A 23,602-nucleotide genomic window follows, 5' to 3' on the forward strand; every position below is an offset into this window, starting at 1 on the left:
ACGAGAAAAACAATATTGCTGTTAATAGTACACCTTATTAATACGCATATTATATTATTTTGCTAAGGGTCTTAAAAAGACTAGTAGATTAATAGCGCTAGCTGGGGGATATGTGCGCTTTATGGGGCGTTTGTTTATAACGTAAATAGGCTTAATTGAGGGTTTTTGCTAGAAGTTAGGCGTGGTTGCAACTTTTACAATGAAAGAATGCGTATTTGGTAGGTCTAGGACCTATAGACTTACAAGTGTAGGCCTATAAGTCCTAGAATGATTAAACTGAATTTAGTAATGAAAAGTTTTTAATAGGTTATCAACAGATAACGTATTTAATTAACTTTATCTTCCAGTTTATCTCCGGCTTTTTCGATACTTTCGGCAGCATCCTCCGTCATTTCATCAATTTTTTCACCAGCATTTTCTGCGGGTCCATCTTGCGTAATGTTATCAATTTTTTCACCAGCTTTCTCTGCAGGCCCATCTGGCTCACACCCCGACACTATGACAGCAAATGCAAGTGTGATAATAATGGTAAACATATGTAGTAATTTCATCGTACTCCCTATATTTTTAGTTTAAAATAGTGTTGCACTAAAGATACTAACAAAGATTAGAATCTATGTGGCACTTAAGTTTTCATTCATTAGCCTTTAGGATCACGAATTGTATGATTAGCTAAGGTATTTATATCTTTGGTCTACGCCCAGTAATCATAAAAATGATAGCCATAATAATGCCGACTACAAAAAGGATCCAAGCAATATTGCTAGCTGTGCCGGCGACTCCACTAAGACCTAGTACACCGGCTACTATAGCGATAATGAAAAATGTGACTGCCCAATTAAACATGGTGACTCCTGTTTTTTTGTTATCTCTGAAAAGTATATCTAAGACTGGACTCTAGTTATTAGAAACCTTTAACATGAATATATTCTAATCATTTTTGCTGCACCATTCTTCAACTTGCTTATCAGCTTCATCTTTTTCAATACCATAACGTTCTTGCAATTTTCCAGATAGTATTTCAGTATTGCCTTCAATAATATCTACGTCTTTATCAGTTAATTCACCCCATTGCTGTTGCGCCTTACCTTTGAGTTGCTTCCATTTGCCTTTTAAAATATCGGTATTCATTTGTTACTCCATTAATAGTTAAACTAACACACAAAATATTGTGCTTTTCGACTTACGGTTTAAACCATAACAAGGCTTGAAATGAAAAACTTTAAAGCAGATTAAAGTTTTCTATCTTTGGCTAAGAAGCTAGTCGGTATGCAGATAGTGAGCTTGGGTGCTCTTTAAAAACAATGATATGTGTTTATTTTTCAGGTAAATAGGGTGTCAGGCTATTTTTAGGTTGGCATTCTTCATACCTACCATCGCCCATAACGATTTATGTCATATATTCCTGATTCTAATGGCCGCTTAGTATTAAGTGATGTGGTGAAATCATGCAAAACGTTCCAGAAATTTGGATTCATGCGTCGAATACCCCATTTATTAATCACGGCATCAAATGCCTCAGGGGTGTCTGCTTGAGATAAGGCAAAAACAAAATCATTTAGCTCTTTGATGCTAATAACAAACATTAGGTTAGGGTAGCTGCCAATTAATTCAGGGAAAATAGCTAAGGTATCTTGCTGATCTTGGTGCCTTAAAGATTCACCTAAAATAAAGGAGACACTACTGTGACGACGGTTTTTTAACATGCTGTAAGACAAAAACTGACCGTCTAGCTGTTCAATTTTAATAAAGCTGATTTCTGGTAACCAGTTGATTGCCTTTAATTGCGAAGCAGGGGTGCTGGCAAGCTTAGAGAGTAACTGGTTTATTTGAGTACCTTGATGTTCGAACGTTTCTTTTTTAAGGCTGGCTGCTTCATGACATTCAGCATCACAGCGGTTAATACTATCTTTTGCTTTGCTTAATGCTGGGTAGTCATTTAGTTGTGACGTAAGTAATTCTGAGTAAGGCTCTTTTGTCTCGTAGTTAATGGCTACCGGCGAATCTATATCTATATCATGATAGGTAAACTCGGTTTTAATATTGGCGAAGGTTGGGTACCATTTTTTATACAGTGGTTCTCGGTAATCAGCAGGCATTAAGCGCAAGAAATTAACTTCTGAACTATTACGAATTAAATCAAAATAGAGCCGAGTTTGTGTTTGATGAGAAGCGCTACCAAACACATTAAAACTGACTACTAATTCATAATAGGTTCTTTCGAGTAAGGGGTAATCCATTAGCCACGTGGTTAATGGTAATTCTCCCTTCCATCCCTTTGTAACAGAAGCGTTATCGTGGTGGCGAAACACGGTAAGGAAAGCATTGTCATTGACCTGTTCCCCATTCCATATATGTTCCTTGGTTGCACCTTGTGGAAATGTTTTTTGATAGGTGAGTTGACGCTGACCTATATATTGGTTTCGTTTGGTCTCATATTTCATCCATTGGCTACCAAAATCCAGTAAGGATGTTTTTTCACCTGGCAGCCCTAAGTAAGGATTCATTGCATGTTGGTAATCAGGGTTATTGGTGTAGACCTCATGTTTTGGGTTTTCAAACATAACCCAAAATTGGTCACGGATAACATTGGTTGCTATTTGCCCTCGGCAGACTGGGCCGCGAATAAAGTTGCGTATAAAAAATTCGGCGTTATCTAGTAGAAAACGGTAACGGGCTTTTGCTGGAATAGCCTGATAAGTGATAAAAGGGTTTGACCTTTCTAAATAAGAATAGCCGGGAAGTTTGTCGACAGACCACCCAGGAGTCATGAATAATTGTTTAAAGTGTTTTAAGCGTTGTTGATCAAACCTATATGGAATATGGGTTTTATGCACAATGGTTTCTTCAATAGCTTTTAAACGATAATAAAAAGCCTGATTTACATCGTCAAACGGTCTTGCTGTATTAACAGGCATAATTTTTTGACCGCTGGGAGTATAAGATCTCACCAGTGAATAAAACTGTATGCCTGCGTTAGGTGAGTTACCGGCAGATTGGTTGACTTGATCGAAATATAAATGGCCTAAGAAAAGGTGTTCATATAAATAGCGTGCTACCAATGCTGTACGTTTATCGTTACTGTTTAACCAAGTTTCCCACTGGACAATCATTGCCTGATGTTCTGGTGAAATATCGATGTTCTTTGTGACGATTTTAGCGCCCTCACTCAGCCAAGTGCTTAAGGTCTGTGCCTCGCTTTCATTTAGACCGGCAACAGCTAGCGGCATTCCTCCATGTGGGTTGTTTTTTGCGTAGTCAGAAAACTCACCGGGAGCAGGGCAGGTATTCTCTCGTTTTAAGCCAAGTTGAATATTTTTTGGGATCGGCTGATTAGGTGTTAGCGGGTTTTGTAAGGCTAAATCAATCATGTTTTTAAACAAGGACTGATTATTATTCTCTCCCCCGTGTTGTAGACGTTTTTCTAACACAGAAAAAAAGCCTTTTTCTCGCCATTCTTTTGCACTTTGAGCATCGATTGATAATCGAGTAGGGCTAGCATCATTTAAACGGGTAGCATCGTACACCGATTGCTTTGTTGCTCCACGCTCAAGACCATCAGGTGACTGCATTTTTAGTTGACAAGGAGCGTCATAACAAGCATGACAAGCAATACATTTCTTTTCAAGAATAGGTTTAATGTCGCTGTGGTAATCGAAGGTTTGATGTTTGCCGATAACCCTTGGGGCCGTTCTATTGTCTTTTTCACAGGCTGCAAGAACTAAAACGAGTGAAAAGAAAACCATAAAGTTCAGGTTTTTGTTACGAATGGTGTTTGTATGCATGAGTGAAAAATTACTACATAATGTTGATTACCTTAAAGACCAACAAGTTTACTCGACAATCGCTGACTGAAAATTTAATTATGAAAAAATTATGGACGATATTACTGAAAGGCAGTGTTGCTGTTTTTCCTGCACTGTTAACTCTGTACTTTTTTTATTGGCTGGTGACGACAATAGAAAAAACGGTGAGTCCTTTAATTATGTTCATTATCCCCGAGCAATATTACGTGCCTGGCATCGGTTTGTTAGTCGGTATTTGCTTTTTGTTTTGTGTCGGTTTATTGGTTAATGCTTGGATCTTTAAGTGGGTATTTGGACTTGGTGAGAAACTGTTAGAAAGAATTCCATTGATAAAGTCAGTGTATGGCGCACTTCGCGACTTTATGCACTATTTTTCACCATCAGGCGAGCAAAAAGAGCTTAAAAAAGTGGTGATGGTTAGCATTAATAATATGCAATTAATCGGGTTTATGGTCAGTGAGGCAGGTGAGCTTCCTGGTGTTGATATGCCTGATGATAAAGTGGCCGTCTATCTACCCATGAGCTACCAAATAGGCGGGTTTACTGTGTATATATCAAAAGAGAATATTCAGCTCATCGATATGTCTGTAGAAGATGCTATGCGCCAAGTATTGACAGCCGGCTTGTCTAAAAAGAAAACAGCTCCATAGTTTATAAAAAGCATCAATCAAGTGTGTTTTTATCTAAGGGTGAAGGTTTGCCGCAACTATCATTGTCGGCAAACCTTTTATTGATAACACCTTTATAAGACGATTTTTAATTTACCAATTTAATGCACCACCAGTTTGATATTCGGTCACGCGTGTTTCAAAGAAGTTTTTTTCTTTACGCAAATTAGCTTGCTCATCTAACCATGCTAGGGTGTTTTTTGCGCCTGGAAAGGGCTCTTTTAATGCCAAGGTGCGTGAGCGTCGGTTGGCAATAAAGCGAAACTGCTCAATATGGTCAGCTTTGTTGTAGCCTAAAATGGGCTTCTCTAGCAGGTAGTTGGCATAGTCAAGCTCGGCGGCTTCAGCTTCCTCCCAAAGTGCTTGTACTGCCTGTGGGTCTAACTGGATATTTTCTTCAATTAAAATTTGTTTGATAACGCGCAGACCAAAAGAGCAGTGCATGACTTCATCGCGCATAATATATTGAAGTTGCTCGGCAGTTCCCTTCATTAAACCACGCCGTTGTAAGGCAAAAATGGGGCTAAAGCCGTTATAAAACCAAGTTCCTTCAAAAATGGCGGCAAAAAAGAAATACGCCATGACAAAGTTTTGCAGTTCATCTTTATTCGTTAAATCAATGTCGGGGCGCATGATTGAGCCCAGCCGTTGATTACACAGTTGAATTTTATGATGTATTTGCGGCACAACGCGATAGCGGTTGTAAATCTCCGATTGGTCAAGCCCAATGGTTTCTATGCAATGTTGATAGGTCCATGTGTGCATAGCTTCTTCATACACTTGTCGAGCCTGATAAATTTGTAGCTCGGGCGCACTCATCTTTTCCATCACCGCCAATCCGATATTTCTCATGGCGAGAATGTCCGAGGTGGTCAGGTAAGCTAAAACATTTTCATAAACATGGCGTTCTTCGGGCGTTAGTTTATGTTGATAATCATGAATATCTTGGGTCATATTGACATCTAACGGTGTCCAATGATTTTTATTCGCATTGATAAAGTAATTCCATGCCCAATGATATTTAAAGGGGGCCAGTTGGTTAATGTCAGCCATGCCATTAATTACCCGTTTATCTTCTGGATTAATTGGCGAGTTAGCTGGTCGTGAAGACGTAGCAGCTCGCGCTTGGTTGACAGTGGCTTTGTTGCTTGATGTGTTTTCTTTGCTTGAGTTTTTCGCAAATGGATCATTCCAATTTAGCATCATAATTCCTCTTAATTTACATGTTAGATGATGGCCTACTGGCAGGCATCACAGTCTGGGTCTAAGATAGAGCAGACCTGCGGTGCTTGTTCGGGCGTCGCGTCGTTATGATTATCATTTTGTTCCATATGGGTCGCCCCTATGGAGCGCAAATAATAGGTACACTTTAGGCCTCTTGCCCAAGCGAGCATGTAGAGGCTATCGAGTTTTTGGCCTGATGCTTCAGCCATATAAAGGTTGAGACTTTGTGATTGATCAAGCCATTTTTGTCGCCGACCAGCCGCTTCAATGAGCCAGCGCGAATCTATTTCAAACGCTGTTGCATAAAGGGCTTTAAGTGCTTCAGGTACACGTTCAATGTGTTGCACAGAACCGTCGTAGTACTTTAAGTCATTAATCATGACCTCATCCCACAGGCCAAGCTCTTTGAGATCAGCCACTAAATGAGTATTGATAACAGTAAACTCACCAGACAGATTAGATTTAACAAACATGTTTTGATAGGTTGGTTCGATAGATTGCGAAACGCCGCAAATATTTGAGATCGTGGCCGTTGGTGCAATCGCCAAACAGTTACTATTCCGCATACCTGTGTTCATTACTTGTTGGCGTAAGCTATCCCAGTCTAGGCTTTGGCTTTGGTCAACTTGTAAATACTGGCCACGCAGCTCAGCCAGCGTTTTTAATGAGTCAATCGGTAGAACCCCTTTGCTCCATAAAGAGCCGTTGAAACTAGGGTAGGCACCCCGTTCAGCGGCTAAATTACATGAGGCGCTAATGGCGTAATAACTGATTAACTCCATTGACTTATCAGCAAACTCAACCGCTTGTTCACTGCTGTAGGGTATTTTTAATTGTTGCAAACTGTCTTGAAAACCCATTATGCCCAGGCCAACTGGGCGATGCTTTAAATTTGAGTTGCGCGCTTGCGGGACACTGTAATAATTGTAATCAATCACGTTATCGAGCATTCGCATGGCGGTGGTAATTGTTTTTTCTAAATGTACAAGATCCAGTTCGTTACCCCGTAGATGGGCCGGTAGATTGATAGAACCCAAATTGCAAACAGCAATTTCTTGCTCACTGGTATGTAAGGTGATTTCGGTACAAAGGTTCGAGCTGTTAACAACACCGACATGCTGATTGGTATAGCGAATGTTACAAGGGTCTTTAAAGGTAATCCAAGGGTGACCGGTTTCAAATAACATGCCCAGCATTTTTCGCCAAAGATCTACTGCTTTGATGGTTTTATGTAATTTTATCTCACCTTGCTGAGCTTTCTGCTCGCACAGCTGGTACGCCTTTTTAAAGGCTTCACCAGTTAAGGCATGAAGGTGGGGCACTTCGTCGGGTGAAAAAAGAGTCCAATCATCTTGTTCGATAACGCGTTGCATAAATAGATCAGGGATCCAGTTAGCGGTGTTCATATCGTGGGTGCGGCGGCGCTCATCACCGGTGTTTTTTCGAAGCTCTAAAAAGGCTTCAATATCAATATGCCATGTTTCAAGGTAGGCACAAACAGCCCCTTTACGTTTGCCACCTTGATTAACCGCAACCGCGGTGTCATTGGCGACTTTTAAAAAGGGAATCACTCCTTGAGATTGGCCATTGGTTCCTTTGATCTCAGCGCCTAAGGCACGAACTTGCGTCCAATCATTGCCTAGCCCACCGGCATATTTAGAGAGTAAGGCGTTATCTCTGAAAGAAGAGTAAATATCGGCCAAATCATCGTTAACGGTGGTGAGGTAGCAGCTGGACAGTTGTGGCCTTGGTGTTCCCGCATTGAATAAGGTTGGTGTCGAACTCATAAAGTCAAAAGATGAGAGTAATTGATAAAACTCAATCGCTCGTTCTTCTCGCTCAACCTCATTAATTGCTAAGCCCATTGCCACGCGCATAAAAAAGGCTTGTGGTAACTCAAAACGGGTGTCTTTTGTGTGAATGAAATAACGGTCGTAGAGTGTTTGTAAACCAAGGTAACTAAAATTAAAATCACGCTCACTTTGTAGCGCTTCGGCTAGCTTATCTAGGTCGAATCTTGATAATTCTTCATCTAATAAGTTTAATGAAACGGCTTTGTTGATATACGCTTTGAAATACTCAGGATAGTGGGTGAGCATCTCCGCTTGGCTTCGGCTGGTGGTTTGTTGGTGAGTAAAACTTAATGCCTCGGTGCGTAAATTATTAAGCAGCAACCTTGCTGCCAATTGGCTATAGTCGGGGTCTGTGTCAATCAAGCCTCTGGCACCCATAACAATGGCTTGTTGGAAGGCGGACTCGGGCATTTCATCAAAAAGGTTATTTTTAATTTCGTTGATTACTCGTTCGACTGAAATATCATTAAGCCCTTCGGCGCACTCTGATATTAAGTCGCTCAGCGATTCTTCGTTAAATGGCTGGAGGGACTGGTCAACTTGCTGGATGCTAATTTGCCAGCTGGATTGTTCAGCTGTTTCTTCGGCAGAGCGTTCAGCGGATCGTTGTTCACGATACAAAACATAGGCACGGGCTACCTTATGCAAATCGGCGCGCATCAGTGCTAATTCCACTTGGTCTTGTATGCTTTCGATATGAATGGTGTCACTTATCGATAGATGCCTAACAATAGCCTGTTGTACTTGGCTGCTTAGTTGAGTGGCAAGATCGTGAATATGACTAGATTGTTGTGTATGTTCACCTTCTACCGCCAATAAGGCTTTACTGATGGCAATATAAATTTTATTAACATCGAATTGGGTTAGTTGCCCGTTGCGGCGAATAACTTGATAGTTGACAGCTTGCGCAGCTGCTGGATGATCTGTTGTTAAAGCGACAGAAAGATCGTTCATTGTTAAATCCTCAGGTTGATTATTAGGCAAACCTCGAGGCAACAATGGGAAAAAGTGATATCAATACGGGGCTGATACATCACTGATTACAATCCTTAACGCGAGGCTTGGCAAAAAATAGAGGTAATCGGACTGAGTGAATATAAGATTCACAACACCGTTGCGCGACAGTTCTGGATTCTAACCAGATTCCCCTCAAATACTATATATAGTGCTTAACTATTTATTGGCTAACAAGATAATGTAAAATTAATGTATTTACAAGTGCTTGTTATTTTTTATTTTTGAACCCCCGTGCTAATTCAATAAAGGCACTAATGTAAGGTGTTTCAATATCTTGGTCACGGCAAGCAGCATGTAACATCCCATGCATGCCCTTAGCGCCCAGTGGTTTTCCAATTAATGACTGTGCTGTTGTTGGCGCATCCAATAACCAGTCGGGTAGGGCAGCCACCCCTTGGCCAACGGCAATTAATTGCATCATCATTGTGGTTAACTCAACCTGACGAACTTGCGCGGGTTCTACATTGGCAGGGTCTAGGTAGTGTCTAAATACATCAAGGCGACTACGCTCAACTGGGTAGGTAATAAGCGTTTGCTCGGCTAAGTCTTCTGCGTTAATGAAGGCTTTATCTTTCAATGGATGCTGATCATTCATCACTAACAAGGCTTGATACGGAAACAGCGTTAAGAATGAAAGACCTGGTTTATCAACTGGGTCGGTACTAATAACCAAGTCAATTTCACCACGACTCAGCGCCGGTAGCGGATTAAAACTCATACCGAGTTTGATATCAATATGGATGTCTGGCCATTGCTTGCGGTATTGCTCTAAGGTTGGTAATAACCATTCAAAACAGGCATGACATTCAATGGTAATAAAAAGCCTTCCTGCTTTGCCATTAGCAATTTGTTTAAGCTCATGCTCGGTGTTTTCAACCAACGGTAATACTCGCTCAGCTAGATCTAATAAGCGTTGCCCCGCATCAGTAAGCCCGAGGGGCTTGTGTTGGCGGAAAAACAGCGTCGTTTCAAAGTGGTTCTCAATTGTTTTTATTTGGTGTGATAAGGCCGATGGTGTCAGATGAAGCTTTTGTGCGGCTTGATTAAGGTTTTTACTGCGGGCAATGGTGTAAATGGCCCTGAGGTGTCGAATTTCTAAGATCATGGTGAATTTATTTCAACTTAATGGTGAAAATTATGAGATTGATTCAATTCTATGCTTGCTGGATACTTCTCGCAACATAAAAATAATGAGGTTAAAGATGATTCGTACACATAATTTAGGTTTTCCACGTATTGGCGCGCAAAGAGAGTTAAAAAAATCATTAGAGTCGTATTGGCAAGGAGAGATAGATTCGCAAGATTTGTTTAATAATGGCCAACAATTAAGAAAGAACAACTGGCAAACTCAAGCTGACTCGGGCTTAGACCTTATACCCGTGGGTGATTTTTCGTGGTATGACCATGTGCTAGATATGAGCGCCTTACTAGGCTGTATACCTGAACGATTTAAGCATGATGGTGGTGCAGTGGATATTGACACGTACTTTCGGATGGCGCGTGGCCGTTCTGTTGATGGTGGTGATGTTAGCGCTTGCGAAATGACTAAATGGTTTGATACGAATTATCACTATATCGTGCCCGAATTTCAGCCCGAGCAGTCGTTTAAGCTATCCACTGAAAAGTTGTTTGATGAGGTAAATGAAGCGCTTCAATTAGGCCATCGTGTTAAACCCGTTATTTTAGGCCCGCTGAGTTTTCTTTGGCTTGGCAAGGCAGAGGGCGAGGCGTTCGATAAGTTAAACGTGCTCGATCAACTGCTGGCAGCTTATGGTGAGATATTAAATCGTTTATCTGATCTGGGTGTCGAATGGGTACAAATTGATGAGCCTATTTTAGTCCTCGATTTGCCTGATCAATGGAAGTTAGCCTTTGAACAGGCCTACCATAAATTACAACGAGGCGATCTAAAGTTATTGGTGGCAAGCTACTTTGGCGAGTTAGCTGACAATTTAAAGCTTGTTTGCGATTTGCCCGTGGCAGGGCTGCACATCGATGCGATTAGAAGCCCCGAACAAGTCCAACAACTGATTGACTGGTTGCCCAGTTATAAGGTGTTGTCAGTCGGTATTATTGATGGCCGAAATGTTTGGAAAAACAATTTGGGCGCGACAGTCAGCGTGACACAAGCTATTCAACAACATTGGGCTGGCGAGTTATGGCTGGCACCTTCTTGCTCTTTACTGCATGTGCCTGTTAATTTGGCGTTTGAAACGTCATTATCGGATGATATTAAATCTTGGTTATCTTTTGCCACAGAAAAACTTACCGAGTTACGGTTGGTAAAAGCCGCGGTGTTAGATAATAACTGTTTATCAAGCGATGAGTTTTCACGTAATAGGGAAGCCATTAGCAATAGAGAAAATTCTTCGCTGGTGCATAATAAAGACGTTCAGCGATGTTTAGAGAATGTGAAAAGCTTAAGCTTAAAGCGAGGCTTAGATTTTAACGAGCGGATTAAACTTCAACAGCAGCATTTGCGCCTGCCTAATTTCCCAACGACGACCATTGGCTCGTTTCCACAAACCACCGATATTAGATCAAACAGGCGACGTTACAAACAGGGTGAGCTTTCTCAGGCAGACTACCAATCAGTCATGCAACAAGAGATTGCTGATGTCATTGCCAAGCAAGAAGCGCTAGGCTTGGATGTGTTGGTGCATGGTGAGCCAGAAAGAAACGACATGGTGGAGTATTTTGGCGAACAACTACAGGGTTTTGCCTTTACACAAAACGGTTGGGTGCAATCATATGGCTCGCGTTGTGTTAAACCGCCGATTATTTATGGGGATGTGTCTAGACCTCAAGCAATGACTGTGAATTGGGCTAGCTATGCACAATCGTTAACCGATAAGCCGGTTAAAGGCATGTTGACTGGGCCGGTGACCATTTTGAATTGGTCGTTTGTTAGAGATGATCAAGACCGTGCGACTACATGCCAACAAATAGCCTTAGCAATAAGAGATGAGGTACTGGATCTAGAAAAAGCAGGTATTCGCATTATTCAAATAGATGAAGCGGCTTTAAGAGAAGGCTTACCATTGCGAAAAAAACAATGGTCAGAATACTTAAACAGGGCTATTGAGGCTTTTTGTATTACCACCTCAGGGGTGAAAAATGAGACACAGATTCATACTCACATGTGTTATTCAAACTTTAATGACATTATGAGCTCTGTCAGTGACATGGATGCTGATGTGATTACCATTGAAACCTCACGATCAGACATGAAATTATTAGATGCTTTTGAACAGTTTCAATACCCAAATGAAATTGGCCCTGGGGTGTATGATATCCACTCGCCAAATGTTCCAAAAATTGAGCAGATAGAATATTTAATGCAGCAGGCAGCAAGGCGGATTCCATTGGAGAGACTGTGGGTGAACCCAGATTGTGGCTTAAAAACACGTGCTTGGCCAGAAGTGCAACAAGCGTTACGCAATATGGTCACAGCCGCTAAGCAATTAAGGCAGTCGGTTACAGTGGTTGAGTAAGGGAGCAGTGTTTTCATAGGATTTGTGTGTTACATCACCTAATCGGGTTGTGCCGGAACAAATAGTCATGGTTTGAAAAACATAGGACGTTTAAAATATGAGAAGGTCGGTGCTAGTCTTAATGGTTTAAGGCTGGCATTGATTTTTGTTTTAATACGCCATTGATTAAGTCAAAAATATGAGGGACTGTATGCACGAACGCACGTTAGATCATTTAAAACACAGTCATGATTTCTCGTTGAAAAATGAACGTGGAGAACGGCGCACACAATATGTGTTGATATTGACCGCTATTACCATGGTCGCAGAAATAGTGGCTGGTACTGTGTTTGGCTCAATGGCGTTGTTAGCTGATGGCTGGCATATGGCCACTCACGTAGCAGCCTTTTTAATTACTATATATGCCTATCGTTATGCACGTAGGCATGCAAAAAATAAGGCTTACACGTTTGGTCCTGGTAAAGTCGGTGTGCTAGGTGGTTTTGCCAGTGCCGTTGCCTTGGCTGTTGTAGCATTTGTGATGGTGATTGACTCTATCCAACGCTTGATTGATCCTCAAGTGATACAATTTAATGCGGCGATTGGTGTGGCAGTTATTGGCCTTCTGGTAAATTTTATTAGTGCTTTTTTACTTAAAGAAGACCATCATCATGGCCACGCTCATGACCACAATTTAGAAGCGGCTTATATGCATGTTCTCGCCGATGCATTAACATCATTACTCGCTATTGTAGCATTGCTATCTGGCAAGTATTTTGGTCTTAATTGGCTTGATCCAATGATGGGTATAGTAGGGGCAGTAATTATTACTCGCTGGTCTTATGGCTTATTAAAGCAGACGAGCCCTATTTTACTGGATGGCAGTGTTGATGAGAAATATAGGCTTGCCATTAAAGACAGCATTGAAAAAGACGCCGATAACCGTGTTTCAGATATTCATATCTGGAAAGTCAGTGCAAATCATTATGCCGCAATTATTTCTTTGGTCACACATGACCCGAAGCCGACAGAACACTATAAAGATCTATTAGCGGGCTTTCAGCAACTTTCTCATATTACCGTTGAGGTATATGAATGCGCTGATGAGGTTTGCGAAATTTAAACTTTACCGAATACAACGGTTGCTTGATTTTCTGTCCAAGGTTCGTGCTTGACCATTGCTTTTGTAAAAATAGTTTGTTGGTATTGGGCTGTTAACCATCGCTGTAGAGCGGGATAAGGCGCTTGTAGATACCATTGCCGTTCAACACGAGAGAATTGCCTGATAAAGGGTAAAATCGCATAGTCGACTAAGCTGGGGTTATCGCCCATGATGAACTCATGTCGGTTAAGTCGCTGCTCAAGTTGTTTAACGTATTCTTCACAGTGCCTGCGGTAAGTGTTTTTCTCTTTGTCGTGATATCGAGAGGCCGCTTTATATTTTTTAAGTGAGTCTACGAAGGTGATATCGTTATGTTCAATGAACTTAAGCATATCCTCTAGCATGCTGGCTTGGTGCTTATAAAGTAAGTTACTAGGGTCATTTTTATTTAAGGCCCAAAGCATAATATCGATACTTTGATCGATGACTAAGCCATCATTTAAGACCAGTACGGGAACGGTTGCTTTTGCTGAAACAGATAGCATCTCTTCAGGCTTTTTTTTCATGTTCACTTCACGCAAAGTAACGACTTGTTGAGCCATTAATAAACCCATTCGTGCTCGCATCGCATAAGGGCACTGACGTAATGAATAAAGCTTTGGTAAAGAGGGCATAAAAGAGGTCGTTGTTTTGAATGTAATGGAAATGTCTTGAGTATAAGGGTGATTGTAGCGTCAAGTTGTGAGTGTCACATAGTTTTGATCTAATGAGGTTTAATAAATACCTCAGCATCAGAAAAGACTGCGTTAAACACTGTAAAATGCGGATTCAAGTTTTTTTACATATGCACTTCGGAGATAACCATCAACGCTTTTCTATCTATCCCTCTAGGTATTCGCTACATGATACTCAGTGCTTTTGCATTCAGCATCATGGCATTGTTTGTAAAATTAGTCGGTGATCACGGGATTCCTGTTTTAGAAATAGTTGTTGCGCGCTCGCTCATTTCATTGGTCATCAGTTACCTAGGGCTAAGGCGAGAAGGAATCGCAGTATTGGGTACACGTAAAGGCTTGTTGGCGGCACGCGGCTTAATTGGTTTTGCTGCCCTTATTTGTGTGTTTTATGCAATTACCCATTTGCCCTTAGCCGAAGCAATGGTTTTACAGTATCTGCACCCTATGTTTACTGCGTTATTAGCACTGTTTTTTTTAAAAGAGGCGTTAAGAGTTGGCACGCTGGTATGTATTGTTTTAAGTTTTTTCGGCGTATTAATTATAGTGCAACCGGACGTTCTGTTCTCTTCAACTACGGTTGATTTTGATTTTTTCACAGTGATGATTGCTATTGCGGGTGCGTTTGGTAGTGCCGTTGCCTATACCTTAGTTCGAGCCTTGGGGAAAACAGAGCATCCCTTAGTGATCGTGATGTATTTTCCGTTAATTTCCTTACCGGCTAGTCTGATTTTGCTATGGGGCGACTTTGTCATACCAGTAGGTATTGAATGGTTTTACCTACTAGCCATTGGGGTTGCAACCCAAGTAGGTCAGGTAGGTCTAACGAAAAGTATGCGCACTGAATCTGCCGGCCGTGCTACAAGCTTTGGTTACTTACAAGTTGTTTTTGCGATGTTATTAGGTATGCTTTTTTATCAAGAATATCCAAGTCTAAATACCTTATTGGGGGCGGGTTTGATTATCATAGGCGCATACCTCAATCTCACTTGGAAAGAAAAAGTTAAGGAAATATAAATGGCAAAAGCATGTGCACGACATATATTGGTTAAAACTAAGGAAGAGGCCGAGAGACTGAAAAAACAGTTGGCTGGTGGCGCTGATTTTGCAAATTTAGCTAAAAAGCACTCACAGTGCCCTTCAGCAAAAAAAGGCGGGGATCTTGGTGAGTTTAGCCCAGGTAAGATGCTAAAAGCATTTGATAATGTTGTTTTTAAAAAAGCATTGTTAACTGTTCATGGCCCCGTTAAAACGAAGTTTGGCTATCATCTTATTGAAACCATTTACCGGACTTAATGATCAGAAAACTGTCAGATTATGAAAATATTATTTAGTAAACCTCAGCAGTTGAGCGAGGAAAAAAATGTTGAGCTGGTGGCGCAATTGAGCGGTGTCTTGTCATATAAAAACCTTGATGATATGCATACTCACTTCTTATTAGAGTTGGACAATGAAACTGTAGAGTTTGATTCTATTAAGCAGTTGTTTAGTTTATTTGAGCAATGGAATATTGATCAAAGCCCGCTTGAATCTTTATTGCAGATGGTTAATATGAAATAAAAAAATCGCACTGGCTGATAGTTTTAATAAAAAAAGAGGGTCACTCATGGCAACTCAAAAATTTAAATTAAGTTACCTGCATCCTAAATATTGGCTAGCGTGGTTAGCGGTTGGAGTGAGCCGATGTATGGCTATTCTTCCGAGGTCTTGGCAGTTTAGCTTGTCAAAATGGATTGCGAATAGGCTGGCGAGTAAAGAAAATCGTCGCATTAGCACTATTCGACGAAATATTGACCGCTGTTTTGCTAATGAAACAGATGCTTATCGAGAGGAACTTGTTCGCGCTAATATCAAGTCATCAGCCTTAATGTTATTTGATTTGTTTAATATAATTTGGCGGCCACCCGCTGATATGACCGCTAACATTAAGGTTGTTGGTGAAGAATATCTAGAACAGGCGTTGCGTGCAGATAAACCTCTTTTGTTAGTCATTGGGCATTTTACGCCACTTTTTCACGCCATTAGTAAACTGAGTACCTTGGCCCCCTTTGACGTGATTTATAGGCGTATGAATAATCCAGTAATGGAAGCAAATTTGTATCAACGGGGTGCTGGGAAATACCCAATAACCTTATTCCATCGTAAAGATATTCGTAAAATGCTAGAAAAATTGGCTGATAACGGGACGGTTTTTATTGCACAGACCAAGATTTTGGTGTCAGTCGTGGCGCATTCGTTTCTTTTTTTGGTATTCCAACAGCGACGATTACCACTATTCCACAATATGCCCAACAGACGAATGCGCAAGTGATGTTACTTAGCGCATATCGAGATGGTGAAAAAGGTTCTGTAATTGAGTTTGAGCCTGTTTTAGAGAATTACCCAACGGGTGATGATGTGGCGGATACGCAGCGCTGGACGGATTGGTTAGAAGAAAAAATACGTTTACATCCGGCAGACTATTTATGGATGCATAAGCGCTTTAAAACTCGGCCTAAGGGCGAACCTGGTTTTTATAAATGAATACTAGGATTATCATCACTAAAATAACGAGCAGCTATGCAACAAGCTAAACGCCGATTATCGCAACGATTGTTACGTAGAGTTGAGGCGTGGGGTAATACCTTACCTCACCCAACGATGTTGTTTATTTACTTATGTTTTTTAGTGATAGGGGTGTCATGGATAGGCCATTATCTTGGTTTGTCGGCTATACACCCTGTTAACGGTGAACAAATTAGCGTAGTAAACCTGTTTAATGCGGCTGGTTTGCATCAAATACTGGGCAAAATGGTTTCAAATTTTATGACTTTTGCCCCCGTTGGTCCTGTATTAGTCGCAATGCTTGGATTAGGTATCGCCGAACGATCGGGTTTAATTCAAACCGCTTTGCGTTTAATGGTGATGAAGGCGCCGACAAAGTTTTTAACGTTTATTGTTGTGTTGGCGGGGGTGCTATCTAGTATTGCAGTGGACTCTGGTTATGTAGTGATGATACCAATGGCGGGCGTTATATTTTTAGCCGCAGGACGGCACCCATTAGCGGGCATTGCGGCCTGCTTTGCTGGTGTTTCTGGGGGATTTAGTGCGAACTTATTAGTTGGCCCATTCGATGCTATTCTCGGTGGTATAAGCACAGAAGCTGCGCGCTTGATCGACTCGAATTATGACGTAACCGCTACTGCAAACTACTATTTTATCGTTGTTTCTACGCTGCTGATCTCTGTAGTGGCGACGTGGGTAACCGAGCGTTTTATTAGCCCGATGTTAGGCGAATACCGTGGTGCAGAACAAGGTGATTTAAAAACGGTGTTAACAAGCGAAGAACAAAAAGGTTTAAAAGGGGCCTTTGTAGTTGGGCTGGTTATTGTCGTGGGTATTTTATGGGGGCTAATCCCTGATCAAGGGTTGTTAAGAGACCCTGTAACAGGCGGTATTATTAAGTCACCATTTATGTCTGGTCTGATTGCCTTAATTGCTTTAAGTGCCGCTCTTATGGGGATAACATATGGCAAATTGTCTGGCTGTTTTAAAACCAATGTCGATGTGATTAAGAGCATGGAAAAAAGCATGGAAATAATGGCTACTTACATCGTTTTGATGTTTTTTGCAGCCCAATTTGTTAATTATTTTAATTGGACTAATCTGGGGTTAATTCTTGCCATTAATGGTGCTGATACATTAAAAAATAGTGGGTTGGGTGCTGTTCCATTAATGTTAGGTTTTATCTTTTTTTGCACATTTGCAAATTTATTTATTGGTAGCGCATCAGCTAAATGGGCCATCATGGCCCCTGTTTTTATTCCGATGTTTATGTTGATGGGAGTGGCACCAGAGGTTGTACAGGCGGCTTACCGTGTTGGGGATAGCTCTACTAATATCATTACACCATTGATGCCTTATTTTGCTTTAGTGTTTGCTTTTATGAAACGCTATGATGATAAGGTTGGTGTGGGGACAATCATGACGCTGATGCTACCTTACTCAGTAGCCTTTTTATTAAGTTGGGGGTTATTGTTAAGTCTATGGTTAATGTTGGGTATTCCATTAGGCCCAGGAGCCTCATTGTTTTTAGCCATACCCTAGTGAACAGGGATCGTGGTGCACATTACTATCAGTATCAATAAATATAATAAAGGGGAATAAGAAGTGAATATAGTTGGTCAAAATTTTATCTACGCTGCAGTGATGTTTTTGGCGGGGGTAGGCATTCCTATCATGGGTGCGCTAAGTGGCGGTTTAGGCGCAAGGTTACAAAGCCCAGCGTTAGCAGCGGTTATATTATTTGTAGTTGGTTTTGTGATTGCAGGTGTTTATTTGTTTGTTGTAGAAGGCTTACCTAGTGGGTTACCTGATGCATCAATACCAATACAGTATTATTTGGGCGGTGTATTTATTATTTTTTACACATTAGGGATTACCTATATAGGCCCTAAATTTGGCATTGGTAATGCTGTGTGTTTTGTGTTGTTAGGTCAGCTTATTTCAATGACTGTGATTGATCATTTTGGTTTATTAAGCTCACTTCAGTATTCAATTACTATGCAGCGTTTGGTAGGCTTGTTATTTATGGCGACTGGCGTTTTTTTGGTAGTAAAGCGTTTTTAATTAAAAGGCTTTAATGAGCTGAATTAAACGTCTCAGGAGAGGTTAAGTGGCAGACATGAAAATAGGGTTGGCATTAGGAAGTGGGGCCTCTCGTGGCTGGTCACATATTGGGGTTATTAAAGCGCTGATTAAACAGGGCATAGAACCAGATATCGTTTGTGGAACATCAATAGGTTCACTAGTAGGCGCATCCTATGTATCGGGTCATTTAGATGATCTGGAACAGTGGGCGCTTTCGTTATCTAAGCTTAATACAGTTAAATTCTTTGAGATTAATCGTTCATTTAATGGGTTTGTTAATAAAGATCGGTTGCATCATTTTCTAAGTCAATATGTTGCTTCAGATAAAGCACTCATTGAAGAATTTGACAAGGACTATGCCAGTGTAGCGACAGACCTTAAGACGGGGAGAGAAATATGGCTGTCTGAAGGATCAGTGTTAGAGGCTGTGTGGGCTTCTATTTCGTTACCGGGTTTGTTCCCAGCGATACAGCATGACAATAAATGGCTGGTCGATGGAGGCTTAGTGAACCCTGTGCCTGTTTCTACTTGTCGAGCCTTAGGCGCGGATGTAGTGATTGCAGTAAATTTAAATGGAGACATTGTCGGTAAGCATATAGGAAAACAAGAGAAAACCATTAAACCATCCGGAAAAGTGGTCGATAAGCTCACCAATTTAGTCGCTGAATATACCGATTCAATTTTTTCATTTGATAGAAACCAAGAACAGACGCCTAGTTTATTTGAGGCGATTGCTGGCTCAGTTAATATTACCCAAGACCGAATTACCCGAAGCCGTATGGCAGGAGACCCCCCAGATATTATCCTGACGCCTAAGTTATCACAAATGGGTTTGTTGGAGTTTTATAGGGCACAAGAGGCAATAGATGAAGGGATGGACTGTGTCGAGAGGATGATGCAAGAGATACAATGTACTGTGGGTAAATAAAAAAATATTGGTATCTAAAAATAATAATAAGAGGGTAGACAATGGCAGAGGGTTTAAAATTTAATGATGAGGTAAGTCATGCATTAAAAATGGCTTATCAAACGCCGGATATTGTGTCAGCGAGAGGTCAAGTGATTGCTTCACTTAAACTACAAAACAGTTTAAAGGTGCTTGATATTGGCTCTGGTCCTGGCTTATTAGCTAAAGATATTAGCCAGCATATAGGTCCTACAGGGTCAGTGGTTGGTGTTGATATGGCAGACAATATGGTTGAGTCGGCTAAACAACTTTGTGCTGATGCTTTGAATGTGACCTTTGAGCAAGGTGATGCAATGTCCTTACCCTTTGCCGACAACAGTTTTGACTCGGTTGTTTCAACGCAGGTCTATGAATATGTTCCTGACTTAAATGCTGCTTTATTTGAGTTCGCAAGGGTACTTCGCCCAGGTGGGCGAGGGGTTATTGTTGATACAGATTGGGCGTTCCCGTACTGGAGCGCAGTGGATGTTGATTGTCGTGACCGTATTATTCATGCATGGAAGCAGCATTGTGCGCAAGAGTCTGTTCCTATGCGTTTGGCTGGCGCCATTAAATCAGCAAGCCTGCAATTAAGTAAGGTGGAAGCGTTGCCAATTATGAACATTGAATATAACGATAAAAATTTTAGTTATTGGTTATCTAAAATTATTGCCTCGTTTGCAATTGACCGTAATGGTGTGACTAATAAGGACTCTGAGGCTTGGTTGGCAGGAATCGAGTCACTTGAGAAAAAAGGGGAATACTTTTTTTGTATTAATCGTTACCTTTTTGAAGTGACAAAATGATTTTTTGTAATGGTATGTTTTGCACAGAAAATTAACGTGATTGCACTTATTTATGTAATAGGTTTATCAAGCGAAAACAATAGCTCATTTCTAATGATTAAACGAGTTAGTACGATGAGGTTGGCATTGGCTACTTCTATTCGATAGATTAAAAGAGGTAGTTTTTTTAATGCCTATGCTATTTAAAAAGAACGCCCACTTCAGTGGGCGTTCTTTACACTGAAACTACCAAAGTTCAGTAAGTGCTAATCAGTGATGGCCTGAATATAGTGCCTTGTTATATATCAATATCCATACCATAACCAGACGCTTCTACACCATGACCAAAAATGTCACCAGCATAATGCTCTTGTGTCTCTGGTTTAACATAATCACCCCAACCCAGTTCCATCAACCAACCAGAAGGAGTAGCTGAATAGAAGGTATACAGTTGATCATTAGCATGTTTACCTAACTGCATAGCAACATCAATACCTTGGTTGCGAATAATATCGTGAGATTGGCCAAAATCGTCTAAGTGACTGTATTGGATATGAAGGTGGTTTAGCCGCTCAACCATGCCATGGAAACCAAAAGCAATGGAATGTTGACGGCTGTTACAGTGCATAAAGCAAGGCTCAGCAAAGTTACCATCGGGCATTGGAATTCTATACTCTACCGAGCCAACTAAGCCTAATAATTTATAGAAGTTATACGTTTCTTCATCGTTATCTGAACGCACAAGAACGTGACCTAACCCTTGGTCGCCAGCAATAAAGTTGCCAAATAATGGGCGTCCTGGGTGAAAGGGTTTCATAACATCTACTTGAGGACTGTAATAAATTTCATTCGCTGTGCCTGATGGATCTTTAAGTTTTATCAGCGCCAATATATGACGCTCACGCGCTTCTTCAGGCGTTCCAACTTGAAAATCAACGCCAGCATCTGTTAGTTGTTTTTGCATGGCTTTGAATTCTTCTTGCCCAGCGACACGCCAGCCCATATAAGCTAAATCATCACAATCAGCTGTTTCATGAACAGTAATACGATGATGCTGAAGGTCCATTCTTAGATGAAAGCGGTCATCTTGACCACTTTCAACAATTTGAAGACCAATGCATTCTGTCGCGTATTTCCGCCAAGCAGCAGCGTCAGTGACATTAAGACCTAAATAACCTAGTTCTATTACCTTTACCATTTTCTCTCCTCGTTAAGTTTAAAGATGTTTATAAAAATACGTTTAAACTTTTGTTCATAAAGATGTTTTGATCCAAAATAATTTTACGTTTGGCCAGTTTTAATTGCCCATCAACGCGACGTAAAATATCAGTACGATGACCAACCATTAGGTGTTCTTCATCTTCATTCATATTGCGGTTGACCGTTGTTAATGAATACACTTTGTACTCATCTGGATTCTTTGTATGTTCAACCTCGATATTGCTGATAACATGAGAAGAGCGTGTGGCTGGGTCTTCAGACCAACACGTTCCGGTATCATTTCGTAGAACTCGCCTTTTTAAGTTATGCATATCATCATTGTAATAAGCCATACCCTTCACGGTTGGTTCTACATGGTTTTTACGATAGCGCTGATAACGATAAGGCATCCAGTAGTGAATATCGTCGGTTAGGATACCCAACCAAGCATGAAATTCTTCGGTATCTAGTAAACGAGCTTCTTTATACAAAAACTGCTCAACCTCAAAAGTAAGCTCCATAGAGGCCGGTACTGGTGCTGCTACTGCTGCTGTTTTTTCTGATAAATTTGTCATCGACCTAGCTCCTATTTAGTTGTTTTTTGTATGACGGGGTCTGTAACGTGTTGGTACGTCATTCCATGAATCAGCATTCATCAAGTCAGCCCAGCGGGTATAGAAATGTCGTTGATTGGCGTCGTTAAACTGGCCTTTGTAAATGATGCCCGGTAGCTCTTCGTGCTCAATTTCTCGGGTAATACCGCAGCCATAATGAAGTTTTTCTTGGCGAGTTAAATAACCCTTATTGACCTGTGTATTGCCTTCCCAGTTTTCCCCATCGTCCATCTCAAGAACACCGGCTGGGTTAAAGGTCATCATGCAAGCATTATTAATTTCTTGTTTGATCTCTTCGGGCATGTTTTTATTAACAATGGTGAAAACACGTAGTTCTAACTTTTTAGGCCCTCTAGGTAACCAAACACGAAATGTTTGAATGCCAGGTAAAAATGAAATATTGGGAAATAATGAAACGGAGGCTAATGAACCAAATATATTGGAGCGAAGCTCACCATATTTCTCTTTAATTTTAGGTTTAATGATGTCTCTGACATAATTAAGCCACTTTTCAGACCCACCAATCACTACATCTGCGTAGCCATCGGTTCCAAACTCCCAACCATGCCCATTAATACTTGCGTGATAAGAGTTTTCAGTTACTGCTGGGCCAAAGCCTTCACCTTTATTCATGGCTTTAAGGCCAGAGTCATGGTTCCAAAGCGCATGGTAAGCATCACCAACAAAGTTTTCTACGCCAAATTTCCAGTTGGCATTAACATATGATTTAATGCCGCCATCAATGAATTCTGTTTCTCCATCGTTGTCAAACATCATGTCTAAGTACCAACGAAAATCACCGAGCCACTCATCCAGCGAAGGTGCATCTTGGTCAAATGTCGCAAATATTAAGCCCTTATAGGTTTCAACACGCGCTTGTTTTGGGCTCCATTTTTCTTTATCAATATCGCCTTCATCATAAACATGCTCGTTCGCTAAAGCGCCTAGCTTGCCGTCAATACCAAAACTCCAGCCATGGTAATTACATATAAAAGAGCGAGCATTGCCTTCGTCTGCAAAACAGAATTTGTTTCCACGGTGTGGGCATGAGTTTAAAAAAACTCTGACGTTACCATCTTTTTGTCGCGCCCCAATAACACCATCTTCGCCCATATAAGTGGTATAGAAATCATTAGCATTGGGAATCATTGAGTCATGAGCGATGAATTGCCATGATTTAGCAAAAATTTGTTTTAATTCTTGCTCATAAATTTCTTCTTCCCAAAAAATACGTCGATCGACCCATCCTTCGTCATTATCAATAAATTGATGGTAGTCGGTATTATTAGTCATAAAGTAGGTTCTCCTAAGTGACGAGTTATAAAATACAGTTGCTTTCAAGTAATATTTGTTTTTACTGTGGCGCAAATTCTAATGTTTAATGCCTATAACTACTCTGATGTAGATCAGGAAAATAAAAAGAAGGAAACCCTACTAAAGCAAGTTCTACTATTAAGTATTTACACAATAAAACTTGTTGAAAAAGCAGGATGAGAAGGGCCTGAAAGCCTTTGAATAATTGATGCTAACCATTGAGACCGATAATAAATT

General features: G+C 40.8%; 21 protein-coding genes, 1 pseudogene and 1 riboswitch. Of the genes and pseudogenes, 11 read left to right on the forward strand and 11 right to left on the reverse strand.

The genetic code is table 11. The features are described 5' to 3' along the window. Positions 1-326: 326 nt before the first annotated feature. The 4 genes from KUG63_RS09350 to KUG63_RS09365 form a co-directional block, all read right to left on the reverse strand. Complete coding sequence (locus KUG63_RS09350) at positions 327-551, reverse strand: hypothetical protein (RefSeq protein WP_287554969.1); 225 nt, start codon at positions 549-551, stop codon at positions 327-329. 130 nt (positions 552-681) lie between these two features. Then, positions 682-846 carry a DUF1328 domain-containing protein gene (locus KUG63_RS09355; protein WP_287554971.1) on the reverse strand — a complete coding sequence of 55 codons (165 nt, stop codon included), beginning with the start codon at positions 844-846 and terminating at the stop codon, positions 682-684. Between the two features lie 84 nt (positions 847-930). Next, a complete protein-coding gene (locus KUG63_RS09360) occupies positions 931-1,131 on the reverse strand; it encodes a CsbD family protein (protein ID WP_287554972.1) in 201 nt (66 codons plus the stop codon). A 239-nt stretch (positions 1,132-1,370) separates the two neighbouring features. Beyond that, positions 1,371-3,785 carry a fatty acid cis/trans isomerase gene (locus tag KUG63_RS09365; protein WP_020932741.1) on the reverse strand — a complete coding sequence of 805 codons (2,415 nt, stop codon included), beginning with the start codon at positions 3,783-3,785 and terminating at the stop codon, positions 1,371-1,373. A gap of 2 nt (positions 3,786-3,787) precedes the next feature. Between KUG63_RS09365 and KUG63_RS09370 the strand changes: the two genes are divergently transcribed. Continuing rightward, entirely contained in the window at positions 3,788-4,456 is a 669-nt protein-coding gene (locus tag KUG63_RS09370) for a DUF502 domain-containing protein (RefSeq protein WP_232228571.1), read from the forward strand. Between the two features lie 111 nt (positions 4,457-4,567). Here the strand turns inward: KUG63_RS09370 and KUG63_RS09375 are convergent, their stop codons facing one another. The 3 genes from KUG63_RS09375 to KUG63_RS09385 form a co-directional block, all read right to left on the reverse strand. Further along, a complete protein-coding gene (locus KUG63_RS09375) occupies positions 4,568-5,680 on the reverse strand; it encodes a ribonucleotide-diphosphate reductase subunit beta (RefSeq protein ID WP_220386930.1) in 1,113 nt (370 codons plus the stop codon). Positions 5,681-5,712: 32 nt separating this feature from the next. Further along, positions 5,713-8,505, reverse strand: a complete 2,793-nt coding sequence (locus KUG63_RS09380) for a ribonucleoside-diphosphate reductase subunit alpha (RefSeq protein ID WP_073024221.1) — start codon at positions 8,503-8,505, stop codon at positions 5,713-5,715. A 100-nt stretch (positions 8,506-8,605) separates the two neighbouring features. Next, positions 8,606-8,745, reverse strand: a riboswitch (cobalamin riboswitch). A 31-nt stretch (positions 8,746-8,776) separates the two neighbouring features. Then, a complete protein-coding gene (locus KUG63_RS09385) occupies positions 8,777-9,673 on the reverse strand; it encodes a LysR family transcriptional regulator (protein ID WP_015005730.1) in 897 nt (298 codons plus the stop codon). 97 nt (positions 9,674-9,770) lie between these two features. Between KUG63_RS09385 and metE the strand changes: the two genes are divergently transcribed. Further along, positions 9,771-12,062, forward strand: a complete 2,292-nt coding sequence (gene metE / locus KUG63_RS09390; protein ID WP_020932738.1) for a 5-methyltetrahydropteroyltriglutamate--homocysteine S-methyltransferase — start codon at positions 9,771-9,773, stop codon at positions 12,060-12,062. 190 nt (positions 12,063-12,252) lie between these two features. Continuing rightward, positions 12,253-13,164 carry a cation diffusion facilitator family transporter gene (locus KUG63_RS09395; protein WP_287554977.1) on the forward strand — a complete coding sequence of 304 codons (912 nt, stop codon included), beginning with the start codon at positions 12,253-12,255 and terminating at the stop codon, positions 13,162-13,164. Here KUG63_RS09395 and KUG63_RS09400 read toward each other — a convergent pair. After that, a complete protein-coding gene (locus KUG63_RS09400) occupies positions 13,161-13,817 on the reverse strand; it encodes a glutathione S-transferase (protein ID WP_287554979.1) in 657 nt (218 codons plus the stop codon). The two genes, KUG63_RS09395 and KUG63_RS09400, sit on opposite strands and share 4 nt — an antisense overlap. 219 nt (positions 13,818-14,036) lie before the next feature. Between KUG63_RS09400 and KUG63_RS09405 the strand changes: the two genes are divergently transcribed. From KUG63_RS09405 to KUG63_RS09440, 8 genes and pseudogenes are all read left to right on the forward strand, one after another. Beyond that, on the forward strand, positions 14,037-14,894 hold the full coding sequence (locus KUG63_RS09405; protein ID WP_287554990.1) for a DMT family transporter: 858 nt from the start codon (positions 14,037-14,039) through the stop codon (positions 14,892-14,894). Further along, on the forward strand, positions 14,895-15,173 hold the full coding sequence (locus KUG63_RS09410; RefSeq protein WP_016389483.1) for a peptidylprolyl isomerase: 279 nt from the start codon (positions 14,895-14,897) through the stop codon (positions 15,171-15,173). Between the two features lie 21 nt (positions 15,174-15,194). After that, a complete protein-coding gene (locus tag KUG63_RS09415; RefSeq protein WP_015005736.1) occupies positions 15,195-15,437 on the forward strand; it encodes a hypothetical protein in 243 nt (80 codons plus the stop codon). Positions 15,438-15,483: 46 nt separating this feature from the next. Then, a pseudogene (locus KUG63_RS09420) lies at positions 15,484-16,400 on the forward strand (lysophospholipid acyltransferase family protein). 36 nt (positions 16,401-16,436) lie between these two features. Continuing rightward, positions 16,437-17,963 carry an AbgT family transporter gene (locus KUG63_RS09425; protein WP_287554981.1) on the forward strand — a complete coding sequence of 509 codons (1,527 nt, stop codon included), beginning with the start codon at positions 16,437-16,439 and terminating at the stop codon, positions 17,961-17,963. Positions 17,964-18,026: 63 nt separating this feature from the next. Then, positions 18,027-18,485: a DMT family transporter gene (locus KUG63_RS09430; RefSeq protein ID WP_020162061.1), complete on the forward strand. Its 459-nt coding sequence runs from the start codon at positions 18,027-18,029 to the stop codon at positions 18,483-18,485. A gap of 46 nt (positions 18,486-18,531) precedes the next feature. After that, positions 18,532-19,434, forward strand: coding sequence for a patatin-like phospholipase RssA (gene rssA, locus KUG63_RS09435; protein ID WP_020162062.1), 903 nt, complete (start codon positions 18,532-18,534; stop codon positions 19,432-19,434). Between the two features lie 41 nt (positions 19,435-19,475). Further along, positions 19,476-20,258, forward strand: a complete 783-nt coding sequence (locus KUG63_RS09440; protein WP_287554982.1) for a methyltransferase domain-containing protein — start codon at positions 19,476-19,478, stop codon at positions 20,256-20,258. Between the two features lie 277 nt (positions 20,259-20,535). Here the strand turns inward: KUG63_RS09440 and KUG63_RS09445 are convergent, their stop codons facing one another. Genes KUG63_RS09445 through KUG63_RS09455 form a run of 3 tightly spaced genes read right to left on the reverse strand, consistent with a single transcriptional unit; the run spans position 20,536 to position 23,344 of the window. Further along, positions 20,536-21,435, reverse strand: a complete 900-nt coding sequence (locus KUG63_RS09445) for a VOC family protein (protein WP_287554983.1) — start codon at positions 21,433-21,435, stop codon at positions 20,536-20,538. A 28-nt stretch (positions 21,436-21,463) separates the two neighbouring features. Next, the gene (locus KUG63_RS09450) at positions 21,464-22,012 is read right to left on the reverse strand and encodes a 3-phenylpropionate/cinnamic acid dioxygenase subunit beta (RefSeq protein WP_016389470.1); all 549 of its coding nucleotides are present in this window, start codon (positions 22,010-22,012) and stop codon (positions 21,464-21,466) included. Positions 22,013-22,027: 15 nt separating this feature from the next. Further along, positions 22,028-23,344: an aromatic ring-hydroxylating oxygenase subunit alpha gene (locus KUG63_RS09455; RefSeq protein WP_015005744.1), complete on the reverse strand. Its 1,317-nt coding sequence runs from the start codon at positions 23,342-23,344 to the stop codon at positions 22,028-22,030. Positions 23,345-23,602: the final 258 nt, after the last annotated feature.

Source organism: Cycloclasticus sp. (genome assembly GCF_019090545.1).
Taxonomy (GTDB): domain Bacteria; phylum Pseudomonadota; class Gammaproteobacteria; order Methylococcales; family Cycloclasticaceae; genus Cycloclasticus; species Cycloclasticus pugetii.

Bases quoted from the DNA above. Each gene is read 5' to 3' on its own strand.
- KUG63_RS09350 (WP_287554969.1), bottom strand. From the start codon at position 551: ATGAAATTACTACATATGTTTACCATTATTATCACACTTGCATTTGCT.
- KUG63_RS09355 (WP_287554971.1), bottom strand. From the start codon at position 846: ATGTTTAATTGGGCAGTCACATTTTTCATTATCGCTATAGTAGCCGGT.
- KUG63_RS09360 (WP_287554972.1), bottom strand. From the start codon at position 1,131: ATGAATACCGATATTTTAAAAGGCAAATGGAAGCAACTCAAAGGTAAG.
- KUG63_RS09365 (WP_020932741.1), bottom strand. From the start codon at position 3,785: ATGCATACAAACACCATTCGTAACAAAAACCTGAACTTTATGGTTTTC.
- KUG63_RS09375 (WP_220386930.1), bottom strand. From the start codon at position 5,680: ATGATGCTAAATTGGAATGATCCATTTGCGAAAAACTCAAGCAAAGAA.
- KUG63_RS09380 (WP_073024221.1), bottom strand. From the start codon at position 8,505: ATGAACGATCTTTCTGTCGCTTTAACAACAGATCATCCAGCAGCTGCG.
- KUG63_RS09385 (WP_015005730.1), bottom strand. From the start codon at position 9,673: ATGATCTTAGAAATTCGACACCTCAGGGCCATTTACACCATTGCCCGC.
- metE (WP_020932738.1), top strand. From the start codon at position 9,771: ATGATTCGTACACATAATTTAGGTTTTCCACGTATTGGCGCGCAAAGA.
- KUG63_RS09395 (WP_287554977.1), top strand. From the start codon at position 12,253: ATGCACGAACGCACGTTAGATCATTTAAAACACAGTCATGATTTCTCG.
- KUG63_RS09400 (WP_287554979.1), bottom strand. From the start codon at position 13,817: ATGCCCTCTTTACCAAAGCTTTATTCATTACGTCAGTGCCCTTATGCG.
- KUG63_RS09410 (WP_016389483.1), top strand. From the start codon at position 14,895: ATGGCAAAAGCATGTGCACGACATATATTGGTTAAAACTAAGGAAGAG.
- KUG63_RS09415 (WP_015005736.1), top strand. From the start codon at position 15,195: ATGAAAATATTATTTAGTAAACCTCAGCAGTTGAGCGAGGAAAAAAAT.
- KUG63_RS09425 (WP_287554981.1), top strand. From the start codon at position 16,437: ATGCAACAAGCTAAACGCCGATTATCGCAACGATTGTTACGTAGAGTT.
- KUG63_RS09440 (WP_287554982.1), top strand. From the start codon at position 19,476: ATGGCAGAGGGTTTAAAATTTAATGATGAGGTAAGTCATGCATTAAAA.
- KUG63_RS09445 (WP_287554983.1), bottom strand. From the start codon at position 21,435: ATGGTAAAGGTAATAGAACTAGGTTATTTAGGTCTTAATGTCACTGAC.
- KUG63_RS09450 (WP_016389470.1), bottom strand. From the start codon at position 22,012: ATGACAAATTTATCAGAAAAAACAGCAGCAGTAGCAGCACCAGTACCG.
- KUG63_RS09455 (WP_015005744.1), bottom strand. From the start codon at position 23,344: ATGACTAATAATACCGACTACCATCAATTTATTGATAATGACGAAGGA.